Here is a 16,086-nt window from a genome sequence, read left to right as displayed (position 1 = left end):
TCGCGGTCAGTTGCAGATGTCGTTGAGCCCGTTGACCTTCCGGTCGAAGAGGACGGCGCCGTTCGGGGCGTGCACCTTGACGACGGCGCTGTTGCAGATCGGGTCGGTGTTGATGGGCCCGGCGAAGTACTTGTAGTTGCCGGCGTCCCACCCGGTGCAGCCGGTCAGCGGCGTCACCGAGTCGCAGATGCGCAGGTACATGTAGTGCGCCGTGCCGCGGTAGAGCCCGGCCTGCAGCACGTAGCACCCGCGCGGCGAGCTCGTGCGCTGGTGGAACCAGATCGTCGCGACCGTGCGTCCGGCGGAGTCGCGCAGCGGCGTCGCCTTGCCGGAGCCGGCGACGACGTTGCTGCACTCCGAGGCGGCAGCCGCCGGCTGGGCCGATGCGGCGACGAGGCCGCCGGCGACGAGCGCTGCTGCGGCGAACGCCCGGGTGGCGGTGTGACGGTGGAACGGTGCGTGCATGACATCCCCTATGCGTCGTGCCGACGTGTGTGCCGGACCGTCCGGCCAGTCTCGCCACGCCGACCGGCACCGGCAAGAGCCGGCACGAGCCGGCACGGGCCGGCACGGGCGGGCTCGGGCGGGCACGGGCGGGCAGCGTGCCGGCCCGTCCCGGCGGGGTCGTAGCCTGAGAGGCATGCGTCGTCGTGCCTCCGTGCTGCTGGGATCCGTGCTGCTCGCGCTGGGGGCGCTGGCCGTGCCGGGCACCGCGTGGGCGCACGACGTGCTCGAGCGCACGACCCCCGCGAACGGCACGACGGTCGACCGGCTGCCCGGCGCGGTGACGCTCACCTTCTCGGAGGAGCCGCTCGCGCTCGGCACGCAGGTGGTCGTGACCGGCCCCACGGGCCCGGTCTCCTCGGGGTCGCCGGTGATCGACGGGCGCGACGTGACGCAGGCGCTCGCGCCCAGCGCACCCGGCGGCGACTACACGGTCTCGTACCGGGTGACCTCCGACGACGGCCATCCGGTCACCGGCACGTTCTCGTTCCACGCCACGGTGGGGCTCGACGGGTCGACGGCCACCGCCGGCGCGACGGTCCACGTCGCCCCGGCGACGACCTCGACGTCGCAGGACTTCCCGCTCGTCGCGGTGCTGCTCACCGTCATCGGCACCATCGTGCTGCTCGTGATGGGGGGCTACCTCGTGCTCCGCGGGCGCGAGGCCGACCGCCGCTGACCAGCCCGTCGGCCGGCGGGTCAGACTGCGCCTCAGTCGGATCCGGTCGAGCCGGCCCCGTCCTCCGTCGCTCCCCCGAGCGGCTGGTTGAGGAACCAGCGGTGGCCGAAGGGGTCGTGCACGACGGCGACGCGCCCGACCGGCGGGTTGTCCTCCGGGCCGCGGTCGAGCGTGCCGCCACCCTCGGTGACGCTCCGGACCAAGGCGTCGACGTCGGTGACCGTGAGGTGGAGCGAGACGGCGTTGCCGCGGGCCGGGTCGGGCGGGGCCACCCCGGCGGAGTCGAAGGCGTCGGACATCATCCAGCGGGCCCCGTCGACGGCGAGCTCACAGTGGCCGATGCGCCCGTCGTCCATGACGATCGGCTCGTAGGTCACCACCGCTCCGAGGCGGTCGCGGTACCACTCGACGGCCGCCGCGGCGTCGGCCACGCAGATGTACGGGGTCAGCTCGCCCACGAGTGCTCCTCGCTCTCGACACGGTGCCGCGCCCGGACGCCGGACAGGTCGGCGCCCGTCTCGACGGCGGCACCACGCTACGCCGCGTCCCCCGCGAACGGGGGCTCACGGCATACTCGGCGCATGAGCGACGTAGGGTCGATCCCGTGAGCAGCGACCCCGGGACCGCGGCGCCCGCGGACGGGCGCGGCCGCTCCCTGACCGTCGGCGTGGGCGCCGGGGGCCTCGCGACCGCCGACATGGTGCTCAACATCGGCCCGCAGCACCCCGCCACGCACGGCGTGCTGCGACTGCGGATCGTCGTCGACGGCGAGCGGATCGTCAGCGCCGAGCCGATCGTCGGCTACATGCACCGCGGCGCCGAGAAGCTCTTCGAGGTGCGCGACTACCGGCAGATCATCGTCCTGGCCAACCGGCACGACTGGCTCAGCGCCTTCTCGAACGAGCTGGGCGTCGTGCTCGGTGTCGAGCAGATGCTCGGCATGGAGGTGCCCGAGCGCGCCGTCTGGGCCCGCACCGCGCTCGCCGAGCTGAACCGGGTGCTCAACCACCTGATGTTCCTCGGGTCCTACCCGCTCGAGCTCGGCGCGATCACCCCCGTCTTCCACGCGTTCCGCGAGCGCGAGGAGCTGCAGGCCGTCATGGAGGAGGTCTCCGGCGGCCGGATGCACTACATGTTCAACCGGGTCGGCGGCCTCAAGGAGGACCTCCCGTCCGGCTGGCTCGGGCGCGTCGCGCACGCCGTCACGGCCGTGCGCCGGCGCCTGCCCGACCTCGAGCGGCTCGTCGTGGGCAACGAGATCCTCGAGGCCCGCACGCGCGGCGTCGGGGTGCTGCCGCTGCCGACCGTCGAGGCCTACGGCGTCTCGGGCCCGATCGCGCGGGCGAGCGGCCTCGACGTCGACCTGCGGCGCGACGCGCCCTACCTCGCCTACGCCGAGCTCTTCGCGCCCGGCGGCCCGGGCCGGGTCGTCACGCGCACCGCGGGCGACTGCCTCTCGCGCCTCGAGGTGCTCCTCGAGCAGGTGCACGTCTCGCTCGACCTCGTCGACGCCTGCCTCGACCGCCTCGGGCAGCTGCCGCAGGGCCCGATCAACGTCAAGCTGCCCAAGGTGCTCAAGGTGCCCGAGGGCGAGATCTACAGCGCCACGGAGAACCCGCTCGGCTTCAACGGCTACTACCTCGTCTCGCGCGGGGAGAAGACCCCGTGGCGGCTCAAGCTGCGCTCGGCGTCGTTCAACAACGTCAGCGTGCTCGCCGAAATGCTGCCCGGTCAGCTCATCGCCGACATGGTGGCGATCCTCGGCTCGATGTTCTTCGTCGTCGGCGACGTCGACAAGTGAGGGGCCGTATGCCGTCCGCCCGGTTCACCCGCGCCAGCGTCCTGCGCGCCGCTGCCGTCGCGCTCGTCACGGCCACGGTGACGCTCGCCGCGGCCTGCTCCGACGAGGACACCGTCGACACGATCCCGCCGCCCTGGCCGACCCGGACGACGACGCCCGACGGCCCGCCCCAGCCGCCCGCGGCACCCACCTCGACGGTGACCTCGACCACCTGAGCCGTGTCCCGGCCCCGCGGCGCGCGGGCCCGGGCCCGGGCCAAGTCCCGCGAGGAGTGTTCAGTCGTGCGGACGCGCTTCGGTCGGGCGACTTGTCACGGGACCGAGGCCGGATCGAGGGACCGAAACCGTTGCGCCACGCTCAGGCGCGGCCGGACTCCTCGTCGTCGTCGTCGCTGGGACGCAGCCGGCACCACCGCTGGACGAGCATCCCGGCGGCCGACAGGAGGACCGCCACGACGGCGTGCGCCGCGAAGGGCCAGATCCGCCCGCGCTGCGACTCGACGTCGGCGTCGGGCAGCAGCACGAGGACGTTCGCGACGTACCACCCGACGAGCACGGCGCCCGTCAGGGCTCCCGCCTGGCCGAGCACGAGGGTGCGGGCCGCCCGCAGCGGGGTGACCGCCGGGTTCGGGATGCCGTCGCGCACCGTGCGCACCTGGCGGCCCGCGACGACGAGGCCGGCGGCGAGGCAGAGCATGGCCGCGGCGCCCACCCAGCCCGCCTCGGGCACGGCGGCGCCCGCGGCGACCCAGCGCAGCACGAGCCAGGCGACGACGGTCATGGCGAGGCCCGCGAGCACGAGGGTCGTGACGCGGATGCCGGCGTGTGGTCTCACGGCTGCTCCCATCGGGGACCGGGGCGCACGCCCGAGCGGTCGAGGTCGGCCAGCAGGTCGGACACCCGCCGGATGCCGTCCGGTCCGGGTCCGACCCGCAGGGTGGCCCGGGGGTCGGCGTCGAGCCACGGCACGAGCACGAAGGCCCGCTCGCTCGCGCGCGGGTGCGGGAGCGTCAGCTCGGCGACCTCGCTCGTCACCTCGCGACGGCCACCGGGCACGCCGTGCTGGACGAGGTCGAGGTCGAGCGTCCGCGCGCCCCAACGGATCTCGCGGGTGCGCCCGTGGTCGGCCTCGACGGCGTGCAACGCGGCGAGGAGCTCGGCGGGTGGCAGCGTCGAGCGTCCGACGAGAACCGCGTTGAGGTAGGGAGGCTGCTCCGGCCCGCCGACGGGGTCGGTCTCGACGAGGGCCGACACCGCCGTGACCGTGAGTCCGGGCAGGGCGCGGAGGGCACCGACCGCGGCGTGCAGCGTCTCGCCCCGGTCGCCGAGGTTCGAGCCCAGCGCGACGACGACGCGGGCCGCGTTGTCGCGCACCACCGCGACCTGCACGTCGGTGAACGGGTGCCCGACGGGCGCCTCCGGCTTGTGCACGACGACCTCGACGCGGTCGACGAGGTCGTGGCGCAGCACGTCGTCGGCCACCACCTCGGCGAGCCGCTCGATGAGGTCGAAGGACGGGCCGGTGATGCGAGCGACCACGTCGTCGGCGACCTCGGCGTAGTTGACCGTCGCGGCGAGGTCGTCGGTGCGACCGGCCGCCGAGAGGTCGCAGTCCATCGTCACGTCGACGAGGAAGGTCTGCCCGTCGCGCTTCTCGAAGTCCAGCACCCCGTGGGTGCCGCGGGCGCTGACGCCCTGCAGCACGATGCGGTCGCTCATCGGTCGAGGTCTCCCCACGCCGTGTCGGTCGGCTCGTCGGGGGCGTGGTCGAGGGCGGCCTGCACGACCGCGAGCGCGCGCACGGTTGAGGCGACGTCGTGCACGCGCACGCACCACAGCCCGGCCATGGCGGCCATCACCGAGGTGGCGGTCGTCTCGACGTCGCGCTCGGCCGCCGGACGGGGCGCCGACCCCTCGTCGCGGCCCAGCCGGCCGAGGAAGGTCTTGCGGGAGGCCCCGAGCAGGATCGGGTGGCCGAGCGCGTGCAGCTCGGGCAGGGCGGCCATGAGCGCCCAGTTGTGCTCGGCGTGCTTGGCGAAGCCGAGTCCCGGGTCGAGCACGAGCGAGTCCTCGTCGACCCCCGCGGCCAGGAGCGCGTCGCGCCGCTGCGCCAGCTCGCGCACGACGTCCGCGACGACGTCGGCGTAGACGGCGCGGGACTGCATCTCGGTGCTGTGGCCCCGCCAGTGCATGGCCACGAACGGCAGCCGCTCCATCGCGACGAAGGGCACCATGCCGGGGTCGGCGAGGCCGCCCGACACGTCGTTGACGATGGCGGCGCCGGCGTCGACCGCGGCCCGCGCGACCTCGGCGCGCATCGTGTCGATCGAGACGACGGCGCCCTCCGCCACGAGCGCCGTGACGACGGGCAGCACGCGGCGCAGCTCCTCCTCGACCGACGGGCGCTCGGCCCCCGGCCGCGTGGACTCCCCACCGACGTCGACGACGTCGGCACCGGCCGCGAGCACCTCGAGGCCGTGCGCGACGGCGGCCTCCTGCTCGAACCACTCACCGCCGTCCGAGAACGAGTCGGGGGTGACGTTGACGACGCCCATGACGAGGGTTCGGTCGGTGGTCCGGAGCAGGGACGTCACGTCGGGGGTGCTGCGGCGGGTGGTCATGGCCGTCATTGTGTCGCGGTCGGTCGCGGCGCCGTGCGGCCCCGCGTCACTTGTTGCCCTCGAGCATGAGCGCCATGGCCTCCGCTCGAGTGGCGGCGTTGCGCAGCTGGCCGCGCACGGCCGAGGTGATCGTGCTGGCACCCGGCTTGCGGATGCCGCGCATCGACATGCACAGGTGCTCGGCCTGGACGACGACGATGACGCCCTGCACGTCGAGGTGCTCGACGAGCGCGTCGGCGATCTGCGTCGTCAGGCGCTCCTGCACCTGCGGGCGCCGGGCGTAGACCTCGACGAGCCGCGCGAGCTTGGACAGCCCCGTGACGCGCCCGTCCTGGCTCGGGATGTAGCCGACGTGCGCGACGCCGTGGAAGGGCACGAGGTGGTGCTCGCACGTGCTGTAGAGCTCGATGTCCCGCACGATGACGAGCTCCTGGTGGTCGATCTCGAACGTCGTGCCGAGCACGTCGGCCGCCGTCATGTCGAGGCCGGCGTAGATCTCGGCGAAGGAGCGGGCCACCCGCGCGGGGGTGTCGAGCAGGCCCTCGCGGTCGGGGTCCTCCCCGATCGCGAGCAGCAGCTCCCGCACGGCCGCCTCCGCCCGTGGCTGGTCGATCGGCACGGGTCAGCTCTTCTCGCCGGGGTTGACCGGACGGTCGTCCGGCACCTCGATGACCTGCTCGACCGGGTGCTCCTCGGCGAGCGGGTGGGCGCCGACCGCGGCGGCCTGGTCGATCTTGTCCTCGATCGCCTTGTCGGCGGGCGCCGGGGGCGGGAGGTGGCCGTTCTGGCCGTTCGAGCCGTTCTGGCGCGCGGCGATCTCGGCCGGGGTCAGCACCGGCGGACGTTCACCGGGCACGCGGGCCTCGGACGAGAGCCAGGTGGGGCGCTGGGGCGTCTTGACGACGTCGGTGAAGATCTCGGCCAGCTCGTGCTGATTGAGGGTCTCACGCTCGAGCAGCTCGAGCACGAGACGGTCGAGCACGTCGCGGTTCTCGTTGATGGCGGCGTAGGCCTCGTCGTGCGCGTTCTCGATGAGCTTGCGCACCTCGGCGTCGACGACGCCCGCGATCTGCTCGGAGTAGTCGCGCTGGTGGCCCATGTCGCGGCCGAGGAAGACCTCGCCGTTGCTCTGGCCGAGCTTGATCGCACCGATACGCTCGGACATGCCGAACTCGGTGACCATCTTGCGGGCCATCCCGGTGGCCTTCTCGATGTCGTTGCTCGCACCGGTCGTCGGCTCGTGGAAGACGATCTCCTCCGCCACCCGGCCACCGAGCGCGTAGGAGAGCTGGTCGAGGATCTCGTTGCGCGTCGTCGAGTACTTGTCGTCGACGGGCATCACCATCGTGTAGCCGAGGGCGCGACCGCGGGGCAGGATCGTCACCTTGGTGACGGGGTCGGTGTGGTTGAGCGCCGCGGCGACGAGGGCGTGGCCACCCTCGTGGTAGGCCGTGATCTTGCGCTCCTTGGCCGACATGATGCGGGTGCGCTTCTGCGGGCCGGCGATGACGCGGTCGATGGCCTCGTCGAGCGCGGCGTTGTCGATGACCTTGCGGTCGCTGCGGGCCGTGAGCAGCGCGGCCTCGTTGAGCACGTTGGCGAGGTCGGCACCCGTGAAGCCGGGCGTGCGGCGCGCCACGGCGAGCAGGTCGACGTCGCCCGCCATCGGCTTGCCCTGCGCGTGCACCTCGAGGATGCGGTGGCGACCGATCATGTCTGGGGCGTCGACGGCGATCTGGCGGTCGAAGCGGCCCGGGCGCAGCAGCGCCGGGTCGAGGATGTCGGGACGGTTCGTCGCCGCGATGAGGATGACGTTCGTCTTGACGTCGAAGCCGTCCATCTCGACGAGCAGCTGGTTGAGCGTCTGCTCGCGCTCGTCGTGGCCGCCGCCCATGCCGGCGCCGCGGTGCCGGCCGACGGCGTCGATCTCGTCGACGAAGACGATGGCCGGGGCGTTGGCCTTGGCCTGCTCGAAGAGGTCGCGCACGCGGCTCGCACCGACGCCGACGAACATCTCGACGAAGTCGGAGCCGGAGATCGAGTAGAACGGCACGCCCGCCTCGCCGGCGACCGCGCGGGCGAGGAGCGTCTTGCCCGTTCCGGGCTGGCCGTAGAGCAGCACGCCCTTCGGGATTTTGGCGCCGACGGCGAGGAACTTCGCGGGCTCCTGGAGGAACTCCTTGATCTCCTGCAGCTCCTCGATCGCCTCGTCGCAGCCGGCGACGTCGGCGAAGGTGACCTTGGGGGTGTCCTTCGTCGCGAGCTTGGCCCGCGACTTGCCGAACTGCATGACGCGGTTGCCGCCGCCCTGCATCTGGCCCATGAGGAACCAGAAGAGGCCGAGGATGATGATGATCGGCAGGATCGAGAAGAGGAGCGAGCCGAACCAGCTCGGCTCGTCGATCTGGTCGTCGACGCCCTGGGCCGGGGGCTTCGCGTTGAGCGCGTCGACGACCTGGCCGCCGCGGGCGTCGACGTAGAAGGCGTAGACCGACTTCGCGTCCTTGACCGTGCCGTCGGGCGAGGAGTAGGGCGCCTTGAGGGTCAGCTCCATGCGCTCGTTGTTGAGCAGCTTGGCCGACTCGACGTTGCCGTTGGTGATCTGCTTCATCGCCTCGGACGTGTCGATCCGGGGCGGGCCGGACTCGGAGAACATCATGCCGAAGACGAGCGCGCTGATGAGGACCAAGATCCACAGCAGTGGGGTGCGCAGAATCCGCTTTGCGTCCATGTACGTGCGGGGCCTGTCGGGCCCCGGTCCTCCTGCTCGTCCGGTGAGTTGATCCACCGGCACAACGTCCGGTGGCTCACCAGTGTTCCGCATGCGACGCGCCGGTGACCAACCAGTCCGTCGAACCTTCGGCGGACCGGCGCCCGGACCCGCGCTCTCAGGCGGTGGCCGCCCGCAGCGCCTCGAGCACCCGCGCGTCGATGCCGTCCGGGCTGAGGCGCGCCTCGTAGTTGGCGTTGCCGGCCCAGTCGGCGAGGGCGACGGAGAGGTCGTCGGCCTCGAAGCCGAGGCGGGCGAGGCGGTCGCGCACCTCCCCGGCGAGCTCGCCCGTGAGGGCTGCGACGTCCTCGGGGCGGCCGAAGAACATCTCCCACTCGGCGAGGAGCCGGCCGAGCTCGGTGACCGGGTCGGCGTGGTCGTCGACGCGGAGGTCGGCGAGCACCCCGCACGTGTCGTAGCCCGACCCGGGCTCGACGGCATACATCGCGGCGCTCTGGCGTCCCCGCGAGTCGCCGCCCGCCGCGTCGCCGGCGACGAGGGCGGCGAGCAGCCGCTGCGCGAGGGGCCGCCCGGACGAGGCGTGCCACGCACGCTCCATCTCCTCGACGACCTCGGGCCCGGTGAGGATGTTGCCCTGGATGGCGTATGCCGTGTCGCCGTCGTCGCGCGCGACGCCCCCCGCCCACGCGTTGCACTCCGAGCCGGTGAAGGTGGCTGCGGAGGCAGGACCGACGACGCCGACCTGGCGCGTCTCGCGGCCCTCGTCGAGCGCGGTCGCCGCGACGAGCGCAGGGTCCGCGGCCTCCCCCGCGGCGAGCCGGTCGAGCAGCTCGTCGCGGTAGGCGACGCGGGCGTAGGACTGCGTGGCGACGGCGCCCACGCCGAGGCGGGCGTCGGGCACGACGGCACCGACCGCGAGGAACTTGCTCGCGACGGCGACGCCGAAGGCCTCGCCCTGGCGCGCGACGATGGAGAAGGTCACGGCAGCGCCTCGGCCGTCAGGCGTAGACGTGCGGCGCGAGGGTGCCGACGCAGCGCAGGTTGCGGTACTTCTCGGCGTAGTCGAGGCCGTAGCCGACGACGAACTCGTTGGGGATGTCGAAGCCGACGTACCGCACGGGAATGTCGACCTTGACGACGTCGGGCTTGCGCAGCAGCGTGCAGATCTCGACCGAGGCCGGGTTGCGCGACTCGAGGTTGGACTTGATCCACGAGAGCGTCAGGCCGGAGTCGATGATGTCCTCGACGATGAGCACGTGGCGGCCGCTGATGTCGGTGTCGAGGTCCTTGAGGATGCGCACGACGCCCGAGCTCTTCGTGCCGGAGCCGTAGGACGAGACCGCCATCCAGTCCATCGGGGCCGTGCCGGGCAGCGCCCGCATGAGGTCGGCCATGACGACGACGGCACCCTTGAGCACCCCGACGAGCAGGAAGTCCTTGCCCTCGTAGTCCTTCCAGATGTCGGCGGCGAGCTCGGCGAGCCGGGCCTGGATCTGCTCCTCGGTGTAGAGGACCTGCGCCAGGTCGTCTCCCATGTGCTCGTGGTCCACGAAGGCTCCTCGGTGTCGTGCTGTGCGGGTCGTGCGGGGCGGCTCCATTCAACCGCACCCGCGGTCACGGCGTCCCCGGCGGGGAGTCCTCGGGCGACGGAGTCCCTCAGGCGATGGCGCTCTCGCGCAGCGGGCGGAAGACGATCGCACCCCGCGTGCGCGCGACGGCGATGCCGCCGGGCACGTGGAGCGGCCCCTGGCCGTGCCACGAGGTCAGCAGCGCGTCGAGCGACTCGACGTGGGCCGCGCTGACGTCGGCGAGCGGTGCGCCGGCCTCGGCGGCGAGCAGCCGCCACACCCGGGTCCGGATGGCGCGGGGCAGGTCCGCGAGCGCCCCGAGGTCGACGCCGTCGCCGTCCGGGCCGGGCGGGAGACCCGCGCGGGCCGAGACCGCGAGCGTCTCGAGGTAGTCGGCGTCCTCGCGCAGCAGGTCGGCGCTGCGGGCGAGGGCGGCCCCGAAGCCCGGTCCGAGGTCGGACTCGAGGGTCGCGAGCAGCCGCCGCGCGCGCACCCGCCGGAACGAGTCGTCGCTGTTGTGCGGGTCGACCCAGGGCTCGATGCCGTAGGCCGCGCAGGCGGCGAGCGTCGTGGCGCGCGGCAGGGCGAGGAGCGGGCGCACGAAGCGGTCGCGGCGCACCGGCATACCGCTGAGGGAGCGGGCTCCCGACCCCCGCGAGAGGCCGAGCAGCACCTGCTCGGCCTGGTCGTCTCGGGTGTGGCCGATGAGGACCAGCGCGGCCCCCACGCGGCCCGCGACCTCCTCGATGGCGGCGTAGCGCGCCGTGCGGGCGTCGGCCTCGAGACCCGCGCCGCTCGTGCGCACGTCGGCCCGCACCACCTCGACGGGGTCGAGGCCGATCTCGCGGCAGAGGGCACCCGCCTCCTCGGCGACCTCGGCGGAGCGCTCCTGCAGCCCGTGGTCGACGACGACGGCGCCCGCGCGCACGCCCGCCCGCGGTGCCTCGAAGGCGAGGGCTGCCGCGAGCGCGACGGAGTCGGGGCCGCCCGAGCACGCGACGAGCACGACGCCGCCCTCCGGCACGTCGACGAGGTGCTCGCGCACGGCGAGCCGGGTGGCGGCGACGGCGGGGTCGGGACCGGGCATGTCTGCTGGACCTCGCACGGCTCAGCCGTGGACCCGGCGCACCCAGGCGCCCGGGTCGACGATCTCGGCGGCTCGGGGCAGGTGGTCGGGCGAGGACCAGACGGCGTTGAAGCCGTCGCGACCCACCGCGTCGGTGACGGCCCGGACGAAGGCGGCCCCGTCGCGGTACTGGCGCATCTTGGCCTCGAGCCCGAGCAGCTTGCGCAGCAGCCGGTCGACGCCGACGGAGCCGGTGCGCCGCTGGTCGAACTTGCGGCGGATCTCGTCGACCGTCGGGATGACGCGGGGGCCGACGGCGTCCATGACGACGTCGGCGTGGCCCTCGAGGAGCGACATGACCGCGGTCAGCTCGGCGATCCGGGCCTTCTGCTCCGGCGTCGCGAAGAGCTGGCCGAGGCCTTCGCCCGAGGAGAGGACGTCGGGCAGGTTGCGGGTCAGCTGCTCGAGGCGACGGCCGAGGTCCTCGGAGGTCGGCGCGAGGTCGACGGCGAGCGACTGCGTGCGCTCGACGAGGTGCTCGCGCAGCCAGGGCACGGCGGTGAACTGCACGCGGTGGGTCTCCTCGTGCATCGCGACCCACCGCCGGAAGTCGGTCGGGTCGACCGCGAGCCGACGCTCGGTCGCGACGATGTTCGGCGCGACGAGGAGCAGGCGCGGCGTGCCGCCGGGCGCGAGGTCGTACTGCCCCAGCACCTTGCTCGAGAGGAACGCGAGCAGGCCGCCCATCTCCGCTCCGGTCACCTTGCCGCCGATGGCGGCGGCCGCCGCGCTGGGCGTCGACTTCGAGGTGCTGAGCTTGTCGACGACCGGGTCGAGCAGCGCCCGGAAGGAGTCGACGTTGGCGTCGATCCAGCCCGGCCGGTCGACGACGAGGGGCGCCGGGGCGTCGTCGGGCGCGACGAGGGCGCTCGTCTCCGCGACGGGTGCCACGGCCGCGGCCGCGGCCGCCCGGAGGTCGGCGACGATGGCAGCCGCCTCGTCACCCGTGACCTGGGGGCCGGGGCTGACGACCGTGCGGCCGGTCTTCTTCGCGAAGTCGTAGTCGACGTAGGCGGCCCGGCCACGGGGTCCGCCGGCAGCTGCCCGGTCCGTCGTCCGGTCCGTCGCCCGGTCCGTCGACTGAGGCATCGGGACGGTGGTGTCGGTCATGCCAGCCCTTTCCGTGCCGCGCCGTGACGACGACGACGTCGTGGGTGTGCGGTCGGTCGGCCGTGGTCGACGGCGCTCCCTGTCGCGAAGGCCGGCCACCCGAGCGGCCCACCGGCCCGTCAGCGACAGCCGCAGGAGGCGAGCGCCGCTACGAAACGGTCCAACGCCGCCCGCGCGTCGTTGGTTCCCGCCCCGGCGACCATACCCACGAAGACGAGCAGCCGACCGTCGTCGTCGACGACGCTCCCGGCGAGCGCGTTGGCGCCCGTCAGCGTGCCGGTCTTGGCCCGTGCGCGGCCGGCGGCGTCGTGCTGCGCACCGGTGAACCGGGTGGCGAGGGTGCCGGTGAGCCCGCCGATCGGCAGGCCGTCGAGGGCTCGGCGCAGCACCGGGTGCGACCCGTCGTAGCCGAGCACGAGCACGTCGGAGAGCAGCGAGGCACGCACCCGGTTCTCCCGCGAGAGCCCGCTCGCGTCGACGAGCCGCACCCCGGTCGTGTCGAGCCCCAGGGCGCGCACCTCGGTGACGATCCAGCCGCCCACGGCGGCGAAGTCGGTGCCGGAGCCCGCGCGGAAGGCCGCCTGCCGGGCGAGGATCTCGGTGAGCGCGTTGTCGCTGTCGGTGAGGGCGAGCGCCAGCTGGTCGCGCACCGGCGCCGACTCGACGCTGCCGAGCACGGGACCGGCCGCGGCCACACCCCCCGTCGGGCTCTCGTCGCGGGGCGCCGTCTCCACCGCGACGCCGAGCGCCTCGAGCTGGCCGGCGAAGGCCCCGCGCACCGACGCGACGGGGTCGGCCGGACCGGGCGAACCGCCGTGGGCCCGCTGGGTCGAGAGGCCGAGCATCGCCACCGCGCCGGTGATGCCGGTGCTGCGGAACGACGAGGACCACGTGGGCGCCGTCGTCGGCCCCGGGGCGTACGTCTCGTCGACGGCGAGCGTGACCCGTCGCACCCCGGCCCCCTCGAGCTTCGCGGCCACCTGCCGGGCGAGGTCGCGCAGCCCGGCGTGGCCGGCGACGGCCTCCGGGTCGCCCGCGCCGGGCGCGAGCAGCGAGTCGCCGCCGGCGACGAGCACGATCCGGTCGGGCGCGGCGCCCTGGCGCACCACGGTGCGCAGCACGTCGCCCGGCGCGAACGCCTTGCCGATGGCCGCCGCCGAGAGCAGCTTCGTCGTCGACGCGGGGATGCGCAGCTGGTCGCCGCCCTGGTCGAGCAGCACCCGGCCGCTCTGGCCGTCGCGCACGACGAGCGCGGCGTCGCCGAGGGCGGGGAGGTCGCGCACCGCGGCGAGCGCCCGCTGCACCCCGGCCGGCGACGCGCCCTCGGCCTCGCCGGCCAGCGCCGGCAGCGGCGCCGGGGCCGACGTCGGCGGGCTCGGCTGCGCCACGCTCGGCGCCGTGCGGGGCGCGACCGTCTCGGTGGGCGCGGGCGGGGGCAGCGGTCGCGTCGTCAGCACACCGGGCACCGCGTCGACGACGTCGAGCACGGCATACGCCAGCACGAGGGACCCGACGGCGCCGAGCGCGACGAGGCGCCGGGCGGGTGCCGCACGTCGCCGCACCGCTGGCTCCACGCTTCCCACCCCTGTCCGCCGTCCGCCGCGATTTCGCGCGAGGACCGCCGTTGCTGACACACTGTCGCGGACGATTCTGTCAGCCGCAGGCGCGTGCCCCGGCACCCGAGCGCAGCGACCGCGCCCGGACGAGCGCCCGAAGACCGTGAAGAAGGGGAAGACGTGGAGTTCGACGTCACCATCGAGATCCCGCGCGGACAGCGCAACAAGTACGAGGTCGACCACGAGACCGGTCGGATCCGCCTCGACCGCTACCTCTTCACGCCGATGGCCTACCCCGCCGACTACGGCTACATCGAGGACTCGCTCGGCGAGGACGGCGACCCCCTGGACGCGCTCGTGCTGCTGCCCGAGCCGCTCTTCCCCGGCGTCGTCGTCGAGGCGCGCCCGATCGGCGTCTTCCACATGACCGACGAGGCCGGCGGCGACGACAAGGTGCTCTGCGTGCCGGTCGACCCGCGCAACGCCGACGTCCAGGACATCGGCGACGTCAACGAGTTCACGCTCAAGGAGATCCAGCACTTCTTCGAGCGCTACAAGGACCTCGAGCCCGGAAAGCACGTCGAGGGCTCCGACTGGGGCAACCGCGAGGCCGCCGAGAAGATCATCGGCGAGGCCCTCGAGCGCGCCAAGGAGCAGGGCACGTCGACGGCACGCTGGGCCATGCCGCAGGGGCACTGAGCCCGCGCGAGCAGTCCACACGGGCCGTATGCCGTGCGCTCGACCCCCGCAGCCCACCCAGGCCGCGGGGGTCGTGTGGTCTCAGGTGCTGCTCGCGACCGGGTGATCCAGGCCGCGGCGCCGTGGGTCCGCACGTGGTGCTGCGTCCGGTGGGGTGATCACCCCACCGGACGCAGCACCGTCTGCAGCTCCAGGTGACCCTGCCGTCGGTCAGCCGGCCTCGACGGTGACCGTCTCGCGCGTCGGCTCCGGCCCGGCTGCGGCCCGCGCCGGGCGGGGCCGCAGCACGAGGGCCGCCACGAGCAGGGCCACGAGCGTGAAGCTCGCCGACGTGAGGAACGCCGGCTCGACGCCGGGGACGAACTGCCCCGGCACCGCCTTCGAGGCGTAGACGCTGACGATGGCCGCGAGGCCGACGGCGCCGCCCAGCTGCTGCGCCGTCTGGAGCAGCCCCGACACGGTGCCCGCCTGGGCCCGGTCGACGCCGCCGAGGACGACGACGGTGACCGGCATGAAGACGAGCGCGGCCGAGACGCCGTTGAGCACGAGCGCACCCAGGAGGTGACCGGCATACGTGCTCGTCGTCGTGATGCTGCTCAGCCACACGAAGCTCGCGGTGAGCCCCAGCGTGCCGACGAGGAGCATCGGGCGGGGGCCGACCTTCGCGACGAGGCGCGCGCTGACCCGCGACGTCGCGAAGATCGCGAGGCTGAGGGGCAGGAACGCGGCGCCCGTCGCGACCGGGCTGAAGCCGAGGACGAGCTGGAGGTACTGCGTCACGAGGAAGAACGTCGAGAACTGCGCCCCGACGACGAGCGCCATGAGCACGAGAGCCCCACCGCGGGTGCGGTCGCGCACGAGCGCGAGCGGCAGCAGCGGCGCCGGGACCCGGCTCTCGGTGCGCACGAAGAGCGCGAGCAGGCCCAGGCCGACGACGAACGACGCGAGCGTCAGCGGCGCCGTCCAGCCGCGGTCGGCGGCACTGATGAAGCCGTGGACCACGGCCACCGACCCGAGCGTCGCCGTGACCGCGCCGACGACGTCGAACCGGCCGCGCACGCGCGGGGTCTCCGTGACGAAGCGCCGGGCGAGCACGAGGACGACGGCGCCGATCGGCACGTTGACGAAGAGCGTCCAGTGCCAGCTGACGAAGTCGGTGAGCGCGCCGCCGAGGAGCAGGCCGATCGAGGCGCCCGCGGACGAGACGGCCGTGAAGAGCGCCAGGCCGCGGTTGCGCGCGGCCTCGTTCGGGGCGCTGGTCGTCACGAGCGCGAGCACGCTCGGGGCGGCCAGGGCGGCGCCGACGCCCTGGAGGGTGCGGGCGGCGATGAGCCACGCGGGTGACGTGGCGAGGCCGCCGAGGAGGCTCGCGACGGTGAAGACCGCGAGGCCGATCTCGAAGGCGCGCAACCGTCCGAGCACGTCGCCGAGGCGGCCACCGAGCAGCAGCAGGCCGCCGAAGGCCAGGGTGTAGGCGTTGAGCACCCACGACAGGCCGGCGGGCGTGAAGCCGAGGTCGGTCTGGATGTGCGGCAGCGCGACGTTCACGACGGTGGCGTCGAGCACGAGCATGAGCTGGGCGACGAGGACGACGCCGAGGCCGATGGCCCCGCGGCGTGCGGTGCGGTCGGACGCGGACGCCGTGGGTGCGACCGGGGGTCGGGTGGCGGGCGAGGTGGTGGTGGTCGACAT

General features: G+C 73.9%; 17 protein-coding genes. 4 read left to right on the top strand and 13 right to left on the bottom strand.

The genetic code is table 11. The features are described 5' to 3' along the window. Positions 1-6: 6 nt before the first annotated feature. A complete protein-coding gene (locus ABT295_RS16560) occupies positions 7-465 on the bottom strand; it encodes a hypothetical protein (RefSeq protein ID WP_352395505.1) in 459 nt (152 codons plus the stop codon). A 175-nt stretch (positions 466-640) separates the two neighbouring features. Between ABT295_RS16560 and ABT295_RS16555 the strand changes: the two genes are divergently transcribed. Then, positions 641-1,183 carry a copper resistance CopC family protein gene (locus tag ABT295_RS16555; protein WP_352395504.1) on the top strand — a complete coding sequence of 181 codons (543 nt, stop codon included), beginning with the start codon at positions 641-643 and terminating at the stop codon, positions 1,181-1,183. Positions 1,184-1,215: 32 nt separating this feature from the next. On the opposite strand, the gene ABT295_RS16550 is transcribed toward ABT295_RS16555, so the two are convergent. Continuing rightward, positions 1,216-1,641 (bottom strand): VOC family protein, encoded by a 426-nt coding sequence (locus ABT295_RS16550; RefSeq protein WP_352395503.1) that lies wholly within the window; start codon positions 1,639-1,641, stop codon positions 1,216-1,218. 239 nt (positions 1,642-1,880) lie between these two features. Between ABT295_RS16550 and ABT295_RS16545 the strand changes: the two genes are divergently transcribed. Both ABT295_RS16545 and ABT295_RS16540 read left to right on the top strand, forming a co-directional pair. Then, complete coding sequence (locus tag ABT295_RS16545; RefSeq protein WP_352395933.1) at positions 1,881-2,984, top strand: NADH-quinone oxidoreductase subunit D; 1,104 nt, start codon at positions 1,881-1,883, stop codon at positions 2,982-2,984. A gap of 8 nt (positions 2,985-2,992) precedes the next feature. Further along, positions 2,993-3,199 (top strand): hypothetical protein, encoded by a 207-nt coding sequence (locus tag ABT295_RS16540; protein WP_352395502.1) that lies wholly within the window; start codon positions 2,993-2,995, stop codon positions 3,197-3,199. A 142-nt stretch (positions 3,200-3,341) separates the two neighbouring features. Here ABT295_RS16540 and ABT295_RS16535 read toward each other — a convergent pair whose 3' ends face one another. The 10 genes from ABT295_RS16535 to ABT295_RS16490 all read right to left on the bottom strand — a co-directional run bounded on the left by ABT295_RS16535 (position 3,342) and on the right by ABT295_RS16490 (position 13,701). After that, positions 3,342-3,818 (bottom strand): DUF3180 domain-containing protein, encoded by a 477-nt coding sequence (locus tag ABT295_RS16535; RefSeq protein WP_352395501.1) that lies wholly within the window; start codon positions 3,816-3,818, stop codon positions 3,342-3,344. Then, positions 3,815-4,702 (bottom strand): 2-amino-4-hydroxy-6-hydroxymethyldihydropteridine diphosphokinase, encoded by an 888-nt coding sequence (gene folK / locus ABT295_RS16530; protein ID WP_352395500.1) that lies wholly within the window; start codon positions 4,700-4,702, stop codon positions 3,815-3,817. The genes ABT295_RS16535 and folK overlap by 4 nt, the downstream gene beginning before the upstream one ends. Then, complete coding sequence (gene folP / locus ABT295_RS16525; protein WP_352395499.1) at positions 4,699-5,604, bottom strand: dihydropteroate synthase; 906 nt, start codon at positions 5,602-5,604, stop codon at positions 4,699-4,701. The genes folK and folP overlap by 4 nt, the downstream gene beginning before the upstream one ends. A gap of 46 nt (positions 5,605-5,650) precedes the next feature. Then, on the bottom strand, positions 5,651-6,223 hold the full coding sequence (gene folE / locus ABT295_RS16520) for a GTP cyclohydrolase I FolE (RefSeq protein WP_352395498.1): 573 nt from the start codon (positions 6,221-6,223) through the stop codon (positions 5,651-5,653). Between the two features lie 3 nt (positions 6,224-6,226). Next, positions 6,227-8,335: an ATP-dependent zinc metalloprotease FtsH gene (ftsH, locus tag ABT295_RS16515; protein WP_352395497.1), complete on the bottom strand. Its 2,109-nt coding sequence runs from the start codon at positions 8,333-8,335 to the stop codon at positions 6,227-6,229. 157 nt (positions 8,336-8,492) lie between these two features. Further along, positions 8,493-9,317, bottom strand: a complete 825-nt coding sequence (locus tag ABT295_RS16510) for a DUF1028 domain-containing protein (protein WP_352395496.1) — start codon at positions 9,315-9,317, stop codon at positions 8,493-8,495. Between the two features lie 16 nt (positions 9,318-9,333). Beyond that, entirely contained in the window at positions 9,334-9,885 is a 552-nt protein-coding gene (gene hpt, locus ABT295_RS16505; RefSeq protein ID WP_345508232.1) for a hypoxanthine phosphoribosyltransferase, read from the bottom strand. 106 nt (positions 9,886-9,991) lie between these two features. Continuing rightward, the gene (tilS, locus tag ABT295_RS16500; protein WP_352395495.1) at positions 9,992-10,990 is read right to left on the bottom strand and encodes a tRNA lysidine(34) synthetase TilS; all 999 of its coding nucleotides are present in this window, start codon (positions 10,988-10,990) and stop codon (positions 9,992-9,994) included. A gap of 21 nt (positions 10,991-11,011) precedes the next feature. Further along, positions 11,012-12,139: an Rv3626c family coenzyme F420 biosynthesis-associated protein gene (locus ABT295_RS16495; RefSeq protein WP_352395494.1), complete on the bottom strand. Its 1,128-nt coding sequence runs from the start codon at positions 12,137-12,139 to the stop codon at positions 11,012-11,014. Between the two features lie 119 nt (positions 12,140-12,258). After that, positions 12,259-13,701 (bottom strand): D-alanyl-D-alanine carboxypeptidase/D-alanyl-D-alanine-endopeptidase, encoded by a 1,443-nt coding sequence (locus ABT295_RS16490; RefSeq protein ID WP_352395493.1) that lies wholly within the window; start codon positions 13,699-13,701, stop codon positions 12,259-12,261. Between the two features lie 174 nt (positions 13,702-13,875). On the opposite strand from ABT295_RS16490, the gene ABT295_RS16485 reads away from it, so the two are divergent. Beyond that, positions 13,876-14,394, top strand: a complete 519-nt coding sequence (locus ABT295_RS16485; protein ID WP_352395492.1) for an inorganic diphosphatase — start codon at positions 13,876-13,878, stop codon at positions 14,392-14,394. A gap of 210 nt (positions 14,395-14,604) precedes the next feature. On the opposite strand, the gene ABT295_RS16480 is transcribed toward ABT295_RS16485, so the two are convergent. Then, positions 14,605-16,086 (bottom strand): MFS transporter, encoded by a 1,482-nt coding sequence (locus ABT295_RS16480; protein ID WP_352395491.1) that lies wholly within the window; start codon positions 16,084-16,086, stop codon positions 14,605-14,607.

The organism is Terrabacter sp. NPDC000476 (genome assembly GCF_040300125.1).
Lineage (GTDB): Bacteria > Actinomycetota > Actinomycetes > Actinomycetales > Dermatophilaceae > Terrabacter.
Note: the sequence above shows the minus strand (reverse complement) of the source record. Positions and strands in the feature narration are given on the sequence as shown.